This is a genomic window from Streptomyces sp. GbtcB6 (assembly GCF_019091475.1).
In the GTDB taxonomy this organism is placed as follows: Bacteria; Actinomycetota; Actinomycetes; order Streptomycetales; family Streptomycetaceae; genus Streptomyces; species Streptomyces hyaluromycini.
In genome coordinates this window covers 113026-128814 of record NZ_JAGXJL010000012.1, presented here as the reverse complement: position 1 = coordinate 128814, position 15789 = coordinate 113026, and the positions used below count along the sequence as shown (strand labels likewise).

The following is a 15789-nucleotide window of genomic DNA, read 5'->3' as shown; positions in this document are numbered from 1 at the left end:
TCGCACACCTTGGGCACATATGATGCTACAAGCGGATCAAACCGCCACAGTGGCTGTCATGGAGATCATGACCGCTCGTCACGCCCTGCGCGCCGCCCTCGCGCTCACGGGCGCCGTCGCGCTCACCGGCACCGGCTGTTCCGCCGGTGTCCCGCATCGGGGCCAGGGCGCCGCCGCCCTCGGCGCCTCGGCGGCCGCGTCCGGCCCCGCCCCGACCCCCGGCGCAGCCGGCATCGGCGACCCGCTCATGCCGCTGGACGGCAACGGCGGCTACACGGTCCGCCGTTACACGCTCGACCTCGACTGGCGGGCCCCCGAGACGCCCTTCCCGGCCGGTACCACCATCAGCGCCACCGCCACGCAGGCGCTGTCCCGCTTCGACCTGGACTTCGCCGGCAACACGCTGCACCGGGTCACCGTCGACGGCACGCCGGCCGCCGCCGTACGCGACGGCGACGAACTCGTCGTCACACCCGCACGGCCGATCCGGCGCGGCAGCACGTTCACCGTCCGCGTCGCCTACACCGCCGACCCCACCCAGCGACGGCGGCGAAGCGACGCGATCCGTGAGTACGGCTGGGTGCCCACCCCCGACGGCACGCTGATCTGCGCTCAGCCCGACGGCGCCAAGATGGTCTTCCCGGTGAACGACCACCCCAGCCTGCGGGCCCCCGTCACCTTCCGGATCACCACCCCGCCGGGTGTGAACGCGGTGGCCAACGGCCGGCTCGTCGACCGCGCCGGCCGACCCGGCGGACGGGTCCGGTGGACGTACGACTCCGAGGAGCCCATCGCGGCACAGCTGGTCCAGATGGCGATCGGGAAGTTCGCCTTCGTCGACAGCAAGGGGCCGCACGGTCTGCCCGTGCGCGACGTGGTCCCCGACGGCCTGGTCACGGACACCGAGGCCGACCGCTCGCTCACCCCGCAGCACCTGGCCTGGCTGGAACAGCGCCTCGGCCCGTATCCGTTCCGCCGCTACGGCGTACTCGTCGGCGACACCGACCTGCCGGTCGCGCTGGAGACGCAGTCGCTGTCCGTCGTACCGAAGGACGACCTGCTGGGCGACCGGGTCGACGCCGAACGCAACCTCGTGCACGAGCTGACCCACCATTGGACGGGTGACAGCGTCGCCATCAGGCGCTGGTCCGACCTGTGGCTGAGCGAGGGTCATGCCCGTTTCTACGAACGGCTGTACTCCGCCGAGCACGGCGGCGTGAGCATGGAGGACGCCATGCGGGCGGCTTACGAGCAGCACGACCAGTGGCGCCACGACGACGGAGCCCCGGCCGAGCCCACGGAGCCGACGCTGTTCAAGGTGATGCGCTACGACGGCTCGGCGCTGGTGCTGTACGCCCTGCGGGAGAAGGTCGGTGACGACACGTTCGACCGGATCGAACGCACCTGGGTGACGCGGTACCGGGGGCGCGCGGCCGGTACCCGGGACTTCGTCGCGCTCGCCTCCGAGGTCGCGGGCGAGGATCTGACGCCCTTTCTGACGCCGTGGCTGTACGGGCCCGACACGCCGCCGATGCCGGGCCACCCCGACTGGCACGTGGACCCGGTCGAGGACTGAGCCCGCACGGTGTGCGGCCGCCGCCGGATGCCGAGCCCATGCCCGCCGACCGGGTGGCCTCTGCCGGAACGCTGGGCCACCCGGTCGACGTTCGGCGCGCCGTGCCGCGCCGGGCACGGAAACGTACGAGGGGCGATGTGAAGGGCAACCCCCTTGCCCTGATTGCGACGAGCGTGCTCGGTGACCCTCAGCAAGCGGTTGGAGACCCTCTGGTATGAGAAGAACTGTCGCTCCACGTGTGCCCAGTGCCCTCCGGACCTGCCGCCTGACGGCCTGCCTGATCGCGACGGCCGCGCTGCTGCCACCCCTGCTGATCCTCCCGGCGTCCGGCGCCGACGAGGCCGAGGACCAGCGTCTGCAGAACGCCTTCACGGACGCCGCGCGCGAGTTCCACGTGCCGCGCAGTGTGCTCATGAGTGTGTCCTACATGCAGTCGCGCTGGGACACCCACCCCGGCACCCCCAGCGTCGCGGGTGGCTACGGTCCGATGCACCTGGTGGACACCGACCGCACCGACGCCCCGGCACCGGCACCCGGCCCGCCGGAACCGGGCGGCGGCAGGGCCGACCCGCTGGCGGGAACGGCGTTCGCCGCGGGCGGTCACGCCGTGCAGCCGGCGGACCTGGAACGCGCCGCACGGCTGATCAAGGTCCCCGCCGGACAACTGCGGACAGACGCCGCGGCCAACGTACGCGGCGGCGCGGCGCTGCTGGCCGCCACCCAACGGCATCTCGGCAAGCCGCTCAGCGCCGACCCGGAGGCCTGGTGGCAGGCGGTGGAACGTTTCCCCGGCACCCGTGACGTCACATCGGCGACGACATACGCCGACGACGTCTTCGGCCTGATCCGCCGGGGCGCGCACCGGACCACCGCGGAGGGACAGGAGGTCACCCTCCCCGCCACCCCCGGCGTCCGCTCGCACCCCGGCCCGCAGCCCCCCAAGCGGCCCAAGAACGTCGAGTGCCCGCCCGAACTGTCCTGCGACTGGCTCGCCGCGCCCTACGAGGAGATCGACGACGACGGCGACTACGGCAACCACGACCTCGCCGACCGGCCCCGGGACCAGCGGATCGAGTACATCGTCATCCACGACACCGAGTCGACGCTGCCGAACATGTTCAAGACCGTGCAGGACCCGACCGAGGCGTCCTGGCACTACTCGATCCGCTCCAGCGACGGCCACATCACCCAGCACGTCAGAACGAAGGACGAGGCCTGGCACTCCGGCAGCAAGTTCGTGAACGCCCGCTCGATCGGCATCGAGCACGAGGGTTTCCTCACCCACCCCGGAACCTGGTACACGGAGCAGATGTACCGGTCCTCGGCCCGGCTGGTGCGCTACCTCGCGAAGAAGTACGGCGTCCCGATGGACCGGCAGCACATCTTCGGCCATGACAACGTGCCGTCCCCGACCGGCGACAGCATTCCCGAGATGCACGAGGACCCGGGTCCGTTCTGGGACTGGCGGCATTACTTCGACCTGCTCGGCGCACCGTTGAAGGCCACGGCCGGACCGGACAGCCCCGTGGTGATGATCCTGCCGGACTACGCCACCCACAAGCCGCGGTACACGGGGTGCGACGGCGCCGGAGTACCGTGCCGGCCGCACGGCTCCAGCGCGGTCCGTCTGTACACCCGGCCGGACGAGAACGCTCCGCTGATCCAGGACCCGGGCCGCAGGCCGGACGGCGACGAGTCCACGGAAGACGTCAGCGACCTGGGTTCACGTGTCTCCACCGGCCAGACCTTCGCCGTGGCCGACCGGAGAGGCGAGTGGACGGCGATCTGGTACCAGGGCAACAAGGCGTGGTTCAAGAACCCCGCGGTGCACCCGACGGCCGTCGGTGCGCGCGGCCGCATGGTGACGCCCAAGGAAGGCCTGGACGAGATCCCGGTGTTCGGGCGGGCCCTCCCGGAGGAGGAGGCCTACCCGGAGGGAGTGGAGGAGGAAGAGGAGTCGCCGCTGCCGTACAGCCTGCGGGCCGGCCAGCGGTACGTGACCCAGTCCGGTGTCGGCGGCTCCTACGTCGACCGGTCCACCTTCTCCGACACGCCCCAGCCCGTGGTGCTGGGCCGGCAGCGGTACTACGAGATCCAGTTCGGCCACCGGCTCGCCTACGTACGGGCGGACGACGTGGACCTGGTGGACGCGGGCGCCGCCACGGCGGGCCCGTCCGGCGGGGAGGCGGGCCCGGGCGGACAGTGACACCGCACGCGGCCCGGGGCCGCGCTAGGACCGCAGGCTCGGCCTGTCCCCCATCACCACGACGGGTTCAAGGGCCGGGTCGAGTGTGCGGAGCAGGTACTCCATGGCCTCCCTGGGAAGGCCGATGCACGCCGAGGTGCCGCTGCCGTGGTCGAGGTGCAACCAGATGCCGCCGCCCCTGCCGTCGCCCCAGGGGTGGGTGGTGTCGTGCGGCGGTGTGCCCCGCAGGCGGTTGTAGTCGATGGCGATGACGTAGTCGAAGTCGTGCCGGTACGCCGGGCTCCAGTAGTGCGGGGGTGTGTAGAGGTCCCGGCCCTGGGCATAGGAGAGCCGGGTGCCCGGATCGGGGAGCACACCGCCGGCGTCGGTGACGGTGAACACGCCGACCGGACTGCGTCCGTCACCCGTGTAGTGGTCGGTGGTCCAGCCCGCCCGACCGTTGTGGGCGGGCCAACTGCCCACCGGCTGCCAGCCGCCGGCCTGCCGGTTGTACAGCACGACCGTCGAGTCGGCCGAGTCCTTGCCCTCGCCGTACACGGCGACGACCTGGCCGGAGTGATCGGGGATCAGTGCCTGCCACTGCTCGCCGACACCGGGCAGCCGGCCCGGATCCCCGACCGGCGCGGTCCGGTCCGGCTGCCCGGCCGGGCCCGCTCCGGCGGCTCGGGCAGCTCTCGGGGGTCTGCTGTGCGGCCCCGGCAGGCCGTTCTTCGCGCCACCGCTCGGTGACGCCTCGCAGGCGCTCAGGGCCGCCAGCACGGCTCCGAGGACCGCCGTGGCGGTCGCCCGCCGGACGCTCTTGATCTGCACCCGCCCATCCTGACATCACATACCGGTCAATTAACTAAATCTTCTGACATTCTGCGCGTGTTGGGCGGCAGGCCCTGGCCGGAAGAGGGTGGATTTCGACGGCCGGCAGGAAAAACCGTTTGATTTCGACGACGCTCCGACGCGAACCTTTCACGGCTTGTCGCCACCTCCCCCGACCCGAGCCGCTGGGACACCATGCAGATTCAAGATCTTCCGTATTCCGACCCGGGCGTGCCGGACGCGCGTTCGGGCCCCCGGTTCCTGTGGTGGCTGGGGCGGAATCAGCTGGGCGGGCAGCTCAAGGCACTGGCCTGGGGACTGCTGCACTTCGTGTCCGTCTCCGCGCTCCCGTTCTGTGTGGGCCTCGCCGTCCAGGCCGTCGTCGACCGCTCCGGCACCCGGCTGGCCCTGACGGGCGGTCTGCTGGTGCTGTGCGGCACGGCGATCGCCGTCGGCGACACCTTCCTGCACCGGGCCGCCGTCACCAACTGGATCACCGCGGCCGCCCGGGTCCAGCAGCTGCTCGCCCGCAAGGCCACCCAGCTGGGCTCCGCGCTGACCCGGCGGGTGGCGGCCGGCGAGGTGGTGGCCGTCTCCACCGGCGACGTCGAGAAGATCGGCTGGTTCGTGGAGGCGGTCTCCCGCTTCACCGCCGCCGCGCTGACGGTCGTCGTGGTCGGCGTCGCCCTGGTCTTCTACCAGCCGGCCCTCGGCTGGGTCGTCGCCGCCGGTCTGCCCCTGGTCGCCCTGTCCGTGCTGCCGCTGCTGCCCCGGGCCACCCGGCGCGCAGACTTCCAGCGCGCCAAGGCCGGCCGGGCCACGGAGCTGGCCTCGGACACCGTCGCGGGACTGCGCGTGCTGCGCGGCATCGGCGGCGAGGAACTCTTCCTCGACCGCTACCGCCGCGCCTCCCAGGAGGTACGGCACGCCGCCGTGCGCAGCGCCCGGATGTGGTCGCTGATCTCCGCGATCCAGGTGCTGCTGCCCGGGCTGCTGCTGATCGCGGTGGTCTGGCACGGGGTCCACCTGGCCCGGCAGGGCCGTGTCACCGTCGGTGAACTGGTCACCGTCTACAGCGCGGTCATGATCCTCAACTACCCGTTGCAGCACTTCACCGAGATCGCGATGGCCTACTCCTTCTCACGCCCGTCGGCGAAACGGGCGGCGCGGGTGCTCTCCCTGGACCGGGCCACGGACACCGGCGGCTCGCGCGCGGACACCGTGCCGGCCGGCGACCTGTACGACCCCGCCACCGGTCTGCTCGCTCCCGCGGGCCGGCTGACCGCCGTGGTGTGCGGCGACCCCGACGCGGCCGGACTCCTCGCCGAACGGCTGGGCGGCCACCCCGCCGAGGCCGGCACCTCCGTACTGCTCGGCGGCGTACCGCTCGACGAACTGCCCCTGGAGGCCGCCCGCACCGCGGTGCTCGTCCAGGACAAGGACCCGGTGCTGCTCTCCGGTTCACTGCGGGAACTGCTCGACGTGCCGGCCTCCGGGACCGTGCGGGCCGAGGACGCGCTGGCCGCCGCCCAGTGCGCGGACGTCCTGGACGCCCTGGTCCAGGGCTCGCTGGACGTCACCGACCCGCTGGACGCCCGGATCACCGAGCGGGGCCGGTCCCTGTCGGGCGGGCAGCGCCAGCGGCTCGCGCTGGCCCGGTCGCTGATCACCGACCCCGGGGTGCTCGTCCTGGACGAACCCACCTCCGCCGTCGACTCGCACACCGAGGCCCGGATCGCGGAGGGAATCCGCGCGCTGCGGTCCGGCCGTACGACCGTCGTGTTCACCTCCTCGCCGCTGCTGCTCGACCGGGCCGACCGGGTGGTCCTGGTCCTCGAGGGCGAGGTCGTGGCGATCGGCGAGCACCGCGAACTGGTGCGCACCGAGCGGCGGTACCGGTCGGTCGTGACACGCGAGACGGACGACGAAGCCACGCTGCAGGGCGCAGCGCTCGCAGAGAACGAAGCCGCGCCGCGAGGCAGGGCGCTGGAAGAGAACGAAGCCGCGCTGCACGGCAGGGCGCTGGAAGAGATCGAGGAGAGCGCATGATCGGCATGGCGCCACCGGCGTACGACCCGGCGGCCCCGACGACGGCCACCACCCTGCCCGTCGGCCGCACCGCGACCGTCCGTGCCTACGTGGCCGAACTGTTCCGCCGGCACCGCCGGGCCTTCTCCCTCCTCATCGCGGTCAACACGGTGGCCGTCGTCGCCGCCATGGCCGGCCCGTACCTGCTGGGCGGGCTCGTCGAGCGGGTCTCCGACGGCGCCCGCGACCTCCATCTGGGCCTGACCATCGGCCTGTTCGTGGCCGCGCTCGCCGTCCAGTCCGTCTTCGTGCGGGAGGTGCGGCTGCGGGGTGCCGTGCTCGGCGAGCGGATGCTGGCCGACCTGCGCGAGGACTTCCTCGTCCGGTCGGTCGGGCTGCCTCCGGGCGTCCTGGAGCGGGCGGGCACGGGCGACCTGCTGTCCCGGATCACCACGGACATCGACCGGCTCGCCAACGCCATGCGGGAGGCCGTGCCGCAGCTGTCGATCGGCGTGGTGTGGGTCGTGCTGCTGATCGGCGGACTCGCCGTCACGGCTCCGCCGCTGGCCGCCACCGTGCTGCTCGCCCTGCCGGTCCTGGTGGTCGTCTGCCGCTGGTACTTCCGGCGGGCACCCTCCGGCTACCGCTCCGAGGCCGCCGGGTACGCGTCCGTGGCCGCCGCCCTCGCGGAGTCCGTGGACGCCGGGCACACCATCGAGGCGCACCGGCTCGGCGCCCGCCGCATCGCCCTGTCCGAGCGCCGGATCAAGGAGTGGACGGCGTGGGAGCGCTACACCCTGTGGCTGCGGTCGGTGCTGTTCCCGGCGATCAACGCCACCCACACCACGGTCCTCGGCTCGGTGCTGATGATCGGCGGCGTCTTCGTCCTCAAGGGCTGGATCGACGTCGGCCAGCTGACGACGGGCGCGCTCATCGCCCAGATGCTCGTCGAGCCGGTGAACCTGATCCTGCGCTGGTACGACGAGGTCCAGGTCGCCCAGGTGTCGCTGGCCCGGCTGGTCGGCGTCCGGGACATCGAGCCGGACGCCGGGGACGCCGCGCTGGCCCCCGCCGGCCGGGAGGTGCACGCGGACGAGGTCCGCTTCGGCTACCTGCAGGGCGTCGACGTGCTGCGCCAGGTCTCCCTGGAGGTCGCGCCCGGCACCCGGCTGGCCCTGGTCGGCCCCTCGGGTGCGGGCAAGTCCACCCTCGGCCGGCTGCTCGCCGGGATCTACGCGCCCCGCGACGGCCGGATCACCCTGGGCGGCGCGGAACTGTCCCGGATGACCGCCGAGCGGGTCCGTTCCCATGTCGCCCTCGTCAACCAGGAGCACCACGTCTTCGTGGGCTCCCTGCGCGACAACCTGCTGCTCGCCCGGACCGATGCGGAGGACGCCGAGCTGTGGGCGGCCCTCGGTGCGGTCGACGCGGACGGCTGGGCACGGGCCCTGGAGGAGGGGCTGGACACCGAGGTCGGCTCCGGCGGGCTCGCCCTCACGCCGGCGCAGGCGCAGCAGATCGCGCTGGCCCGGCTGGTGCTGGCCGACCCGCACACGCTGGTCCTGGACGAGGCGACCTCGCTCCTGGACCCGCGCGCCGCCCGCCATCTGGAACGGTCGCTGGCCCGGGTCCTGGACGGCCGAACCGTGGTCGCCATCGCCCACCGGCTGCACACCGCCCATGACGCGGACGTCATCGCCGTGGTCGAGAACGGCCGGATCAGCGAGCTCGGCAGCCACGACGCGCTGGTGGCGGCCGACGGCGCCTACGCGGCGCTGTGGCGGTCGTGGCACGGGTGACAGGCCGTGGCACGGGGTGCGGCACGGGGTACGCGGCGCAGGTCGCGCCCCGTGCCGTTGCGCGGGTGCGAGCAGGGGTGGAAGGCTGGGGAGCGGCACCGGTTCGGGGGCCGGGCGCGAACCGTACGGTTCGCGCCGCGCACCAGTGCCGAGCGTGCCGGCGGCCCGCCCCGCGGACCGCGTCCTCACCCCCTGGAGGTAGCCGTGACCACCGCCGACGGATGGGGGGACGACGTCTACCAGCCCGACGGATCCGAGATCCGTGAGGACACGGGGCTGCTCGACGTGGAGGACACGCTGGAGTCCGACGGCGTCAGCGATCCCCTGGACCGTGGCTGGTCCCCGCCCGAGCGGCCGTGGGCGGTGGAGCACACCGGGGTGACCGCGGCGGAGCGCCACCGGGGCGAGACCCTGGACCAGCGGCTCTCCGAGGAACTGCCCGATCTGGCCGCCCCCGACGACGACGGCATCGGCGACTGCCAGGGCAGCGACGGCGAGCTCCTGGACAACGAGGTCGGCGACCTGCGCTCCGGCCGGCTCGTGGCCCCGAACGAGGGGGCGCACGAAGACGACGAGAACGGCCTGGTCGCGACCGACATCGGCATCGACGGCGCCGGGGCCTCCGCCGAGGAGGCCGCGATGCACATCGTCGACGAGGACACCGCCTACGGCTGAGCCAGCCCGCCCCTGCCCGCCCGCCCCGTCCTTCGAGGAGCCGCCATGCAGCAGGACAAGCACCCCGACTACCACGCCGTGGTCTTCCGCGACCGCACCGCCGGATACGCCTTCCTGACCCGGTCCACCGCCACCAGCGACCAGACGATCGAGTGGGACGACGGCCAGACCTACCCGGTGGTCGACGTGGAGATCTCCTCCGAGAGCCACCCCTTCTACACCGGGAAGGCCCGCACGGTGGACTCCGAGGGCCGCGTCGCCGCGTTCGAGCGCCGCTACGGGAGTGGCTCGGGGCAGGCGGGCTGACCCTCGGGGCACACCGCGTCGGTGGCCTTCCGGGCCTCGGGTCAGATCACGTTCAGGGCGGCCGCGCAGCCTATGCCGCCGAGCACCATGAACACCGGCATGAGCACCTTCAGCTCGACCCAGCTGCCGGCACGGAAGCGCATCGCCTTCGGCGGGCCGATCGGGTACCAGCGCCTGCGGCCGATCGGGATGGGCCACAGGACCGGGCAGCCGGAGACGGTCAGCGCGTCCCCGATGTCGTGCACCAGCGCCCCCAGCACCACCGGCAGCCCCAGCCACAGGTACCCCTGGCCGGGCTGGGTGAACAGCCAGTCCGAGCCGTTGCCCGGCTTGTCCAGGACGCCGGCCAGGATCCAGGCGCTGGTCGCCGCCAGCAGCCACACCAGGATGTCGCTGCTGGAGCCGCGCGCCGCCCGCCACAGCAGGCCCTCGATCGCCAGCACCATGTGGGCGAAGAGGATCGCCAGCACCGCCCAGCGGCCGCCGAGGATCGCCGCGGCCGAGCAGCCCCCGCCGATCAGCGCCGCCCACACCCAGGTGTGCGTCAGCGTGCGGTGCCCGCCGTTGCGGCGCGGGTCGCCCGCCATCCGGGTCGCCTTGTAGACGGCGTAGGAGAGCTTGTCCACGATCTCGCAGACCCAGCGCGACAGCGGTCCGAAGGCCCGCGAGATGGTCGCCGCCTTGTGGTCGAGGTCCGGGGCGAGCGCGGCGCCGGCGCAGATCAGCGCCCCCACCAGCAGCACCGGCCACGGCATCGTATGCCCCGTCGCCGCCGCCGCGGCTCCTACGCCGAGCCAGGCGGCCGCCCCCGACAGTGAGTGTGCTGGTCCCATCATGGCCGTTCCCCGCCCCATTCCTCGTATACCGCTGTCCAGTTGACCGGGTGCGTTGACGCTCCGTCGGCGACACAGCGTAGCGGCCATGATCTTCGTACTCGAAGCCGATTCCCCCCTCGGCGGGTGGGCCAGGCAAGATGGGGGCGTGACCCTCATCGATCAGCTGCCGCCGACCGCCGACCCCGACGCCCTGTACGAAGCCTTCGAGGCATGGGCCCAGGAGCGCGGTCTCACGCTCTACCCCCACCAGGAGGAGGCGCTGATCGAGGCGGTCTCCGGGGCGAACGTGATCGTGTCGACGCCGACCGGTTCGGGCAAGAGCATGATCGCCGCGGGTGCGCACTTCGCCGCGCTGGCCCGGGACGAGGTCACCTTCTACACGGCCCCGATCAAGGCGCTGGTGTCGGAGAAGTTCTTCGAGCTGTGCAAGCTCTTCGGCACCGAGAACGTCGGCATGCTCACCGGCGACGCCTCCGTGAACTCCGACGCGCCCGTCATCTGCTGCACGGCCGAGGTGCTCGCCTCCATCGCGCTGCGCGACGGCAAGCAGGCGGACGTCGGCCAGGTAGTCATGGACGAGTTCCACTTCTACGCGGAGGGCGACCGCGGCTGGGCCTGGCAGATCCCGCTCCTCGAACTGCCCCAGGCGCAGTTCATCCTCATGTCGGCCACCCTCGGCGACGTCTCCTTCTTCGAGAAGGACCTGACCCGCCGCACCGGCCGCCCCACCGCGGTGGTCCGCTCGGCGACCCGCCCGGTGCCGCTCTCCTACGAGTACCAACTGACCCCGATGACCGAGACGCTCACCGAGCTCCTGGAGAGCAGGCAGGCGCCGGTGTACATCGTGCACTTCACGCAGGCACAGGCGGTGGAGCGGGCGCAGGCGCTGATGAGCATCAACATGTGCTCGAAGGAGGAGAAGGAGCAGATCGCCGAGCTGATCGGCAACTTCCGCTTCACCACCAAGTTCGGCCAGAACCTCTCCCGGTACGTCCGGCACGGCATCGGCGTGCACCACGCCGGCATGCTCCCCAAGTACCGGCGCCTGGTGGAGAAGCTCGCGCAGGCCGGTCTGCTGAAGGTCATCTGCGGCACCGACACCCTGGGCGTGGGCGTCAACGTACCCATCCGCACGGTGCTGTTCACCGCCCTCACCAAGTACGACGGCAACCGGGTGCGCACCCTGCGCGCCCGGGAGTTCCACCAGATCGCCGGCCGCGCCGGCCGGGCCGGCTTCGACACGGCCGGTCTGGTCGTCGCGCAGGCCCCCGAGCACGTCATCGAGAACGAGAAGGCGCTGGCCAAGGCGGGGGACGACCCGAAGAAGCGGCGCAAGGTGGTGCGCAAGAAGGCACCGGAGGGCTTCGTCGGCTGGACGGAGAACACCTTCGAGAAGCTGATCGCGTCCGAGCCGGAGCCGCTGACCTCGCGGTTCCGGGTGACGCACACCATGCTGCTGTCGGTGATCGCCCGCCCGGGCAACGCCTTCGATGCCATGCGCCACCTCCTGGAGGACAACCACGAGCCGCGCAAGCAGCAGCTGCGGCACATCCGCCGGGCGATCGCGATCTACCGCTCGCTGCTCGACGGCGGCATCGTCGAGAAGCTCGACAAGCCCGACGCCACCGGCCGTATCGTCCGGCTCACGGTCGACCTCCAGCAGGACTTCGCGCTCAACCAGCCGCTGTCCACGTTCGCCCTCGCCGCGTTCGAACTCCTCGACCCCGAATCGCCTTCGTACGCCCTCGACATGGTGTCCGTCGTGGAGTCCACCCTGGACGACCCGCGCCAGATCCTGGCCGCCCAGATGAACAAGGCGAAGGGCGAGGCCGTGGCCGCGATGAAGGCGGACGGCGTCGAGTACGAGGAGCGCATGGAGCGCCTCCAGGACATCACCTACCCGAAGCCCCTGGAAGAGCTGCTCTTCCACGCGTACAACACCTACCGCAAGAGCCACCCCTGGGTCGGTGACCATCCGCTGTCGCCGAAGTCGGTCATCCGGGACATGTACGAACGGGCGCTGACCTTCACCGAGTTGGTGTCGCTCTATGAGCTGGCCCGCACCGAGGGCATCGTGCTGCGCTACCTCGCGAGCGCTTACAAGGCCCTCGACCACAACATCCCGGACGACCTGAAGTCCGAGGACCTGCAGGACCTGATCGAGTGGCTGGGCGAGACGGTCCGCCAGGTCGACTCCAGCCTGCTGGACGAGTGGGAGCAGCTCGCCAACCCGGAGGAGATGACGGCCGAGGAGGCCCAGGAGAAGGCCGACGAGGTCAAGCCGGTCACCGCCAACGCGCGCGCCTTCCGGGTCCTGGTGCGCAACGCGATGTTCCGGCGCGTGGAGCTCGCCGCCCTCGACCAGGTGGACGAACTGGGCGAGATGGACGCGGACTCCGGCTGGGACGCCGAGGCCTGGGGCGAGGCGATGGACAAGTACTGGGACGAGTACGAGGACCTGGGCACCGGCCCCGACGCCCGCGGTCCCAAGCTGCTCGTGATCCAGGAGGAGCCGCAGAACGGGCTGTGGCGTGTCCGCCAGATCTTCGACGACCCGAACGACGACCACGACTGGGGCATCAGCGCGGAGATCGACCTGACGGCCTCCGACGCCGAGAGCCGCGCGGTCGTCCGCGTCACCGACGTCGGCCAGCTCTGAGCACAGGCCCCGGAACAGGTTCGAGTACAGGCACCGGCACAGGAGAATCCAACCCATGACCAACCCGGCCGAGAGACTGGTCGACCTGCTCGACCTGGAGCAGATCGAGGTCAACATCTTCCGTGGCCGCAGCCCCCAGGAGTCCCTCCAGCGGGTCTTCGGCGGCCAGGTGGCCGGCCAGGCGCTGGTCGCCGCCAGCCGCACCACGGAGGGCGACCGTCCGGTGCACTCGCTGCACGCGTACTTCCTGCGCCCGGGCCGGCCGGGCGTGCCGATCGTGTACCAGGTCGAACGGGTCCGGGACGGGCGGTCGTTCACGACGCGCCGGGTCACCGCCGTGCAGCAGGGCCGCACGATCTTCAATCTGACCGCCTCCTTCCACAAGCCTGAGGTGGGAGCTTTCGAGCACCAGCTGCCGCCCTTTCGCGAGGTGCCGCACCCGGAGTCGCTGCCGACGCTCGCCGAGGAGATCCGCAAGCATCTGGGCGAGCTGCCCGAGCAGCTGGAGCGGATGGCGCGCCGCCAGCCCTTCGACATCCGCTACGTCGACCGGCTGCGCTGGCACCCCGAGGAGATAGCGGGCGCCGAGCCGCGCAGCGCGGTGTGGATGCGCGCGGTCGGCCCACTGGGCGACGATCCGCTGGTGCACACCTGCGCGCTGACCTACGCCAGCGACATGACCCTCCTGGACGCGGTCCGTGTCCCCGTCGAGCCGCTGTGGGGGCCGCGGAACTTCGACATCGCCTCACTGGACCACGCCATGTGGTTCCACCGGCCGTTCCGCGCGGACGAGTGGTTCCTGTACGAGCAGGAGTCCCCCATCGCCACGGGCGGGCTGGGCCTGGCCCGCGGGCGGGTCTACGACCTCGACGGACGGCTGCTGGTGTCGGTCGTCCAGGAGGGGCTGTTCCGCGCGCTGTAGCGGAAGCGGTCGCGGAGTCGCCGCTCAGTCCCGGTCAGTGGGCGGGCCGCGGGCTTCTGCGCAGCAGCCAGCCACGCAGGCCCGGGAAGGGCTTCGGCCTGCCGGGCGCGAGGTGCCGGGACGGTGCGGCGGGGCGGGGCGCCGGCCGGTGCGTGCGGGCTTGCGCCACTTCCCGGGCCAGGTCGTGCCTGAACCAGTCGATCTCGTCCGGATCGGCCGCCGTCATGAGCTCCTCGGCGAGCTGCGCGGCCGGCGAGCCCGGTGCGCCGTGGGCGGGCGGTGCCGGTCGCAAGGCCGTGACGTGGGCGCGCTCGTGAGGGTCCGTGAGCACGTCATCGATCTCACCGGGGTCCAGGAAGCCGGCCACCACCCCGGCCCGCTCCCACGGCCCGTCCGCCTGCCGCAGCAGGAAACCGCAGTGGCGTCCGCGCCAGTTGCGGGCCCGCTGGTCCGCGCCAGCCCTCAGCCGGTCGCTCAGCTCCGCGGGCGTGCGGCCGGTGAGCAGCCGCGTGTTCTTCTCGTCGGCCGCGAACTGTCCCAGCTCCTCCGCCAGGTAGAGCCAGACCACGGCCCGGTACCGGTTCGGATACCACTTCGCCGGAGTCACCAGGCCGAGTTTCGCCACGCGGGTGAACCTGCCCGCAGGGATCCCCATCAGGGCCGCGCCCTCGGTCGTCCCCACGACCTTCACGCTCTCGCGGAGGGCTTCGGCCCGGCCCTGGAGCCGGTCGATCTCGGTCCGTGGGACGCGGCGGCCTCCGCCGCCTCCCTCGTCGGGTACGGTGCGGATCCGTCCGAGGTGTACCGCGAGATCGAACTCGCCCCGCTTGAGGCCCAGTTCTCGGGCAGCGCGGCTCGGCGGGCAGGTGAGCGGGCGGGGTGGGGTGAGGGTGGTGCCGGACATGGTCGTACTCCCCCGTGGAGTGGGTGGCTCGCGCCCGGTGCGCTCGCCGTGGAAAAGACCGTAGCCGGTTCGGCGAGACTCGTGGCAAGCCTGTGGATAACTCCACCGCCGGGGATGAATCAGCAGGTCAGAGGTCTACCACGGAGGAACGCTCCGGCTGCCGGGCGTCCACTCCGAGGTGTTCGCCGACCCGGTTGACCAGCAGGGTCATCTCGTAGGCGATCTGGCCGATGTCGGCCTCCGCGCCGCTGAGCACGCACAGGCAGCTGCCGGTTCCGGCCGCGGTGACGAACAGGACCGCCTCGTCGTACTCGATCATCGTCTGACGGACCTGGCCCGCGCCGAAGTGGCGTCCGGAGCCCTTGGCGAGGCTGTGCAGCCCGGAGGCGACGGCCGCCAGATGTTCCGCGTCCTCCCGGCGTAGGCCTGTGCTCGCTCCCGTGACCAGTCCGTCGTTCGACAGGACCAGCGCGTGCCGTACGTGCTCCACGCGCTCGGTCAGGTCGTCGAGCAGCCAGCCGAGTCCCTGGTTCTGCGCCATGTCGTAGCGTCTCCCCGTGTAGCGTCTCCCCCTGGCTGGAGGATCTCCCCGCCAGCCTTCCCCACCACCGGCCTCCGGGCAAGGAGGATGGGGGCATGGCAGAGAAGATGACCGACGAGGAATGGCGGGCGTTCGTCTCGCACGGCACCCGCACCGGCAAGCTGTCCACCGTCAACGCCGATGGCAGCCCGCATGTGGCCCCCATCTGGTTCCTGCTGGACGGGGACGAGCTGGTCTTCAACACCGGCAAGGAGACCGTGAAAGGGCGCAATCTCGCCCGTGACGGGCGTGTCGCCCTCTGCGTGGACGACGACCGGCCCCCCTTCCACTTCGTGGTGCTGAACGGGCGCGCCCGGCTGTCGGAGGACCTGGGCGAAGTGCGTGATTCGGCCACCCGGATCTCGGCTCGCTACATGGGAGCGGAGCGCGCGGAGGAGTTCGGCGCCCGCAACGGCGTCCCCGGCGAGCTGCTGGTCCGGGTCACCGTGGAGAAGGTGGTGGCGCTCAAGGACCTCACGGGCTGAGGC

13 protein-coding genes are annotated in these 15789 nt (G+C 71.9%); 9 read left to right on the top strand and 4 right to left on the bottom strand.

The features are described from left to right. The first annotated feature begins 58 nt into the window (after window positions 1-58). Window positions 59-1576 (top strand): M1 family metallopeptidase, encoded by a 1518-nt coding sequence (locus tag KVT45_RS21740; protein ID WP_254647144.1) that lies wholly within the window; start codon window positions 59-61, stop codon window positions 1574-1576. Between the two features lie 214 nt (window positions 1577-1790). Next, window positions 1791-3782, top strand: a complete 1992-nt coding sequence (locus KVT45_RS21735) for an N-acetylmuramoyl-L-alanine amidase (RefSeq protein ID WP_217549900.1) — start codon at window positions 1791-1793, stop codon at window positions 3780-3782. A 24-nt stretch (window positions 3783-3806) separates the two neighbouring features. On the opposite strand, the gene KVT45_RS21730 is transcribed toward KVT45_RS21735, so the two are convergent. After that, entirely contained in the window at window positions 3807-4592 is a 786-nt protein-coding gene (locus KVT45_RS21730; RefSeq protein ID WP_217549898.1) for a L,D-transpeptidase family protein, read from the bottom strand. A 195-nt stretch (window positions 4593-4787) separates the two neighbouring features. On the opposite strand from KVT45_RS21730, the gene KVT45_RS21725 reads away from it, so the two are divergent. The 4 genes from KVT45_RS21725 to KVT45_RS21710 all read left to right on the top strand — a co-directional run bounded on the left by KVT45_RS21725 (window position 4788) and on the right by KVT45_RS21710 (window position 9400). Then, the gene (locus tag KVT45_RS21725; protein WP_217549897.1) at window positions 4788-6641 is read left to right on the top strand and encodes an ABC transporter ATP-binding protein; all 1854 of its coding nucleotides are present in this window, start codon (window positions 4788-4790) and stop codon (window positions 6639-6641) included. Continuing rightward, the gene (locus tag KVT45_RS21720; protein WP_217549895.1) at window positions 6638-8419 is read left to right on the top strand and encodes an ABC transporter ATP-binding protein; all 1782 of its coding nucleotides are present in this window, start codon (window positions 6638-6640) and stop codon (window positions 8417-8419) included. Before KVT45_RS21725 ends, KVT45_RS21720 begins: the two co-directional genes overlap by 4 nt. Before the next feature lie 204 nt (window positions 8420-8623). After that, window positions 8624-9094 (top strand): DUF5709 domain-containing protein, encoded by a 471-nt coding sequence (locus KVT45_RS21715; RefSeq protein ID WP_217549893.1) that lies wholly within the window; start codon window positions 8624-8626, stop codon window positions 9092-9094. Between the two features lie 45 nt (window positions 9095-9139). After that, window positions 9140-9400, top strand: coding sequence for a type B 50S ribosomal protein L31 (locus KVT45_RS21710; RefSeq protein WP_217549891.1), 261 nt, complete (start codon window positions 9140-9142; stop codon window positions 9398-9400). 41 nt (window positions 9401-9441) lie between these two features. Here KVT45_RS21710 and KVT45_RS21705 read toward each other — a convergent pair whose 3' ends face one another. After that, window positions 9442-10236, bottom strand: a complete 795-nt coding sequence (locus KVT45_RS21705) for a metal-dependent hydrolase (protein WP_217549889.1) — start codon at window positions 10234-10236, stop codon at window positions 9442-9444. A gap of 145 nt (window positions 10237-10381) precedes the next feature. Between KVT45_RS21705 and KVT45_RS21700 the strand changes: the two genes are divergently transcribed. Further along, window positions 10382-12895: an RNA helicase gene (locus tag KVT45_RS21700; RefSeq protein WP_217549887.1), complete on the top strand. Its 2514-nt coding sequence runs from the start codon at window positions 10382-10384 to the stop codon at window positions 12893-12895. Window positions 12896-12950: 55 nt separating this feature from the next. Beyond that, window positions 12951-13817, top strand: coding sequence for an acyl-CoA thioesterase II (locus tag KVT45_RS21695; RefSeq protein WP_217549885.1), 867 nt, complete (start codon window positions 12951-12953; stop codon window positions 13815-13817). Window positions 13818-13851: 34 nt separating this feature from the next. Here the strand turns inward: KVT45_RS21695 and KVT45_RS21690 are convergent, their stop codons facing one another. Together KVT45_RS21690 and KVT45_RS21685 are read right to left on the bottom strand one after the other, a co-directional pair. After that, window positions 13852-14721 (bottom strand): DUF6397 family protein, encoded by an 870-nt coding sequence (locus KVT45_RS21690; RefSeq protein ID WP_217549883.1) that lies wholly within the window; start codon window positions 14719-14721, stop codon window positions 13852-13854. 127 nt (window positions 14722-14848) lie between these two features. Next, window positions 14849-15262 carry a roadblock/LC7 domain-containing protein gene (locus KVT45_RS21685; protein ID WP_217549881.1) on the bottom strand — a complete coding sequence of 138 codons (414 nt, stop codon included), beginning with the start codon at window positions 15260-15262 and terminating at the stop codon, window positions 14849-14851. A gap of 95 nt (window positions 15263-15357) precedes the next feature. Between KVT45_RS21685 and KVT45_RS21680 the strand changes: the two genes are divergently transcribed. Further along, complete coding sequence (locus tag KVT45_RS21680) at window positions 15358-15786, top strand: PPOX class F420-dependent oxidoreductase (protein WP_217549879.1); 429 nt, start codon at window positions 15358-15360, stop codon at window positions 15784-15786. The last annotated feature ends 3 nt before the right edge of the window (window positions 15787-15789 follow it).

Excerpts from the sequence above, each read along its gene's own strand:
- KVT45_RS21740 (WP_254647144.1), top strand. The coding sequence starts at position 59 with ATGGAGATCATGACCGCTCGTCACGCCCTGCGCGCCGCCCTCGCGCTC.
- KVT45_RS21735 (WP_217549900.1), top strand. The coding sequence starts at position 1,791 with ATGAGAAGAACTGTCGCTCCACGTGTGCCCAGTGCCCTCCGGACCTGC.
- KVT45_RS21725 (WP_217549897.1), top strand. The coding sequence starts at position 4,788 with ATGCAGATTCAAGATCTTCCGTATTCCGACCCGGGCGTGCCGGACGCG.
- KVT45_RS21720 (WP_217549895.1), top strand. The coding sequence starts at position 6,638 with ATGATCGGCATGGCGCCACCGGCGTACGACCCGGCGGCCCCGACGACG.
- KVT45_RS21710 (WP_217549891.1), top strand. The coding sequence starts at position 9,140 with ATGCAGCAGGACAAGCACCCCGACTACCACGCCGTGGTCTTCCGCGAC.
- KVT45_RS21705 (WP_217549889.1), bottom strand. The coding sequence starts at position 10,236 with ATGATGGGACCAGCACACTCACTGTCGGGGGCGGCCGCCTGGCTCGGC.
- KVT45_RS21695 (WP_217549885.1), top strand. The coding sequence starts at position 12,951 with ATGACCAACCCGGCCGAGAGACTGGTCGACCTGCTCGACCTGGAGCAG.
- KVT45_RS21690 (WP_217549883.1), bottom strand. The coding sequence starts at position 14,721 with ATGTCCGGCACCACCCTCACCCCACCCCGCCCGCTCACCTGCCCGCCG.
- KVT45_RS21685 (WP_217549881.1), bottom strand. The coding sequence starts at position 15,262 with ATGGCGCAGAACCAGGGACTCGGCTGGCTGCTCGACGACCTGACCGAG.
- KVT45_RS21680 (WP_217549879.1), top strand. The coding sequence starts at position 15,358 with ATGGCAGAGAAGATGACCGACGAGGAATGGCGGGCGTTCGTCTCGCAC.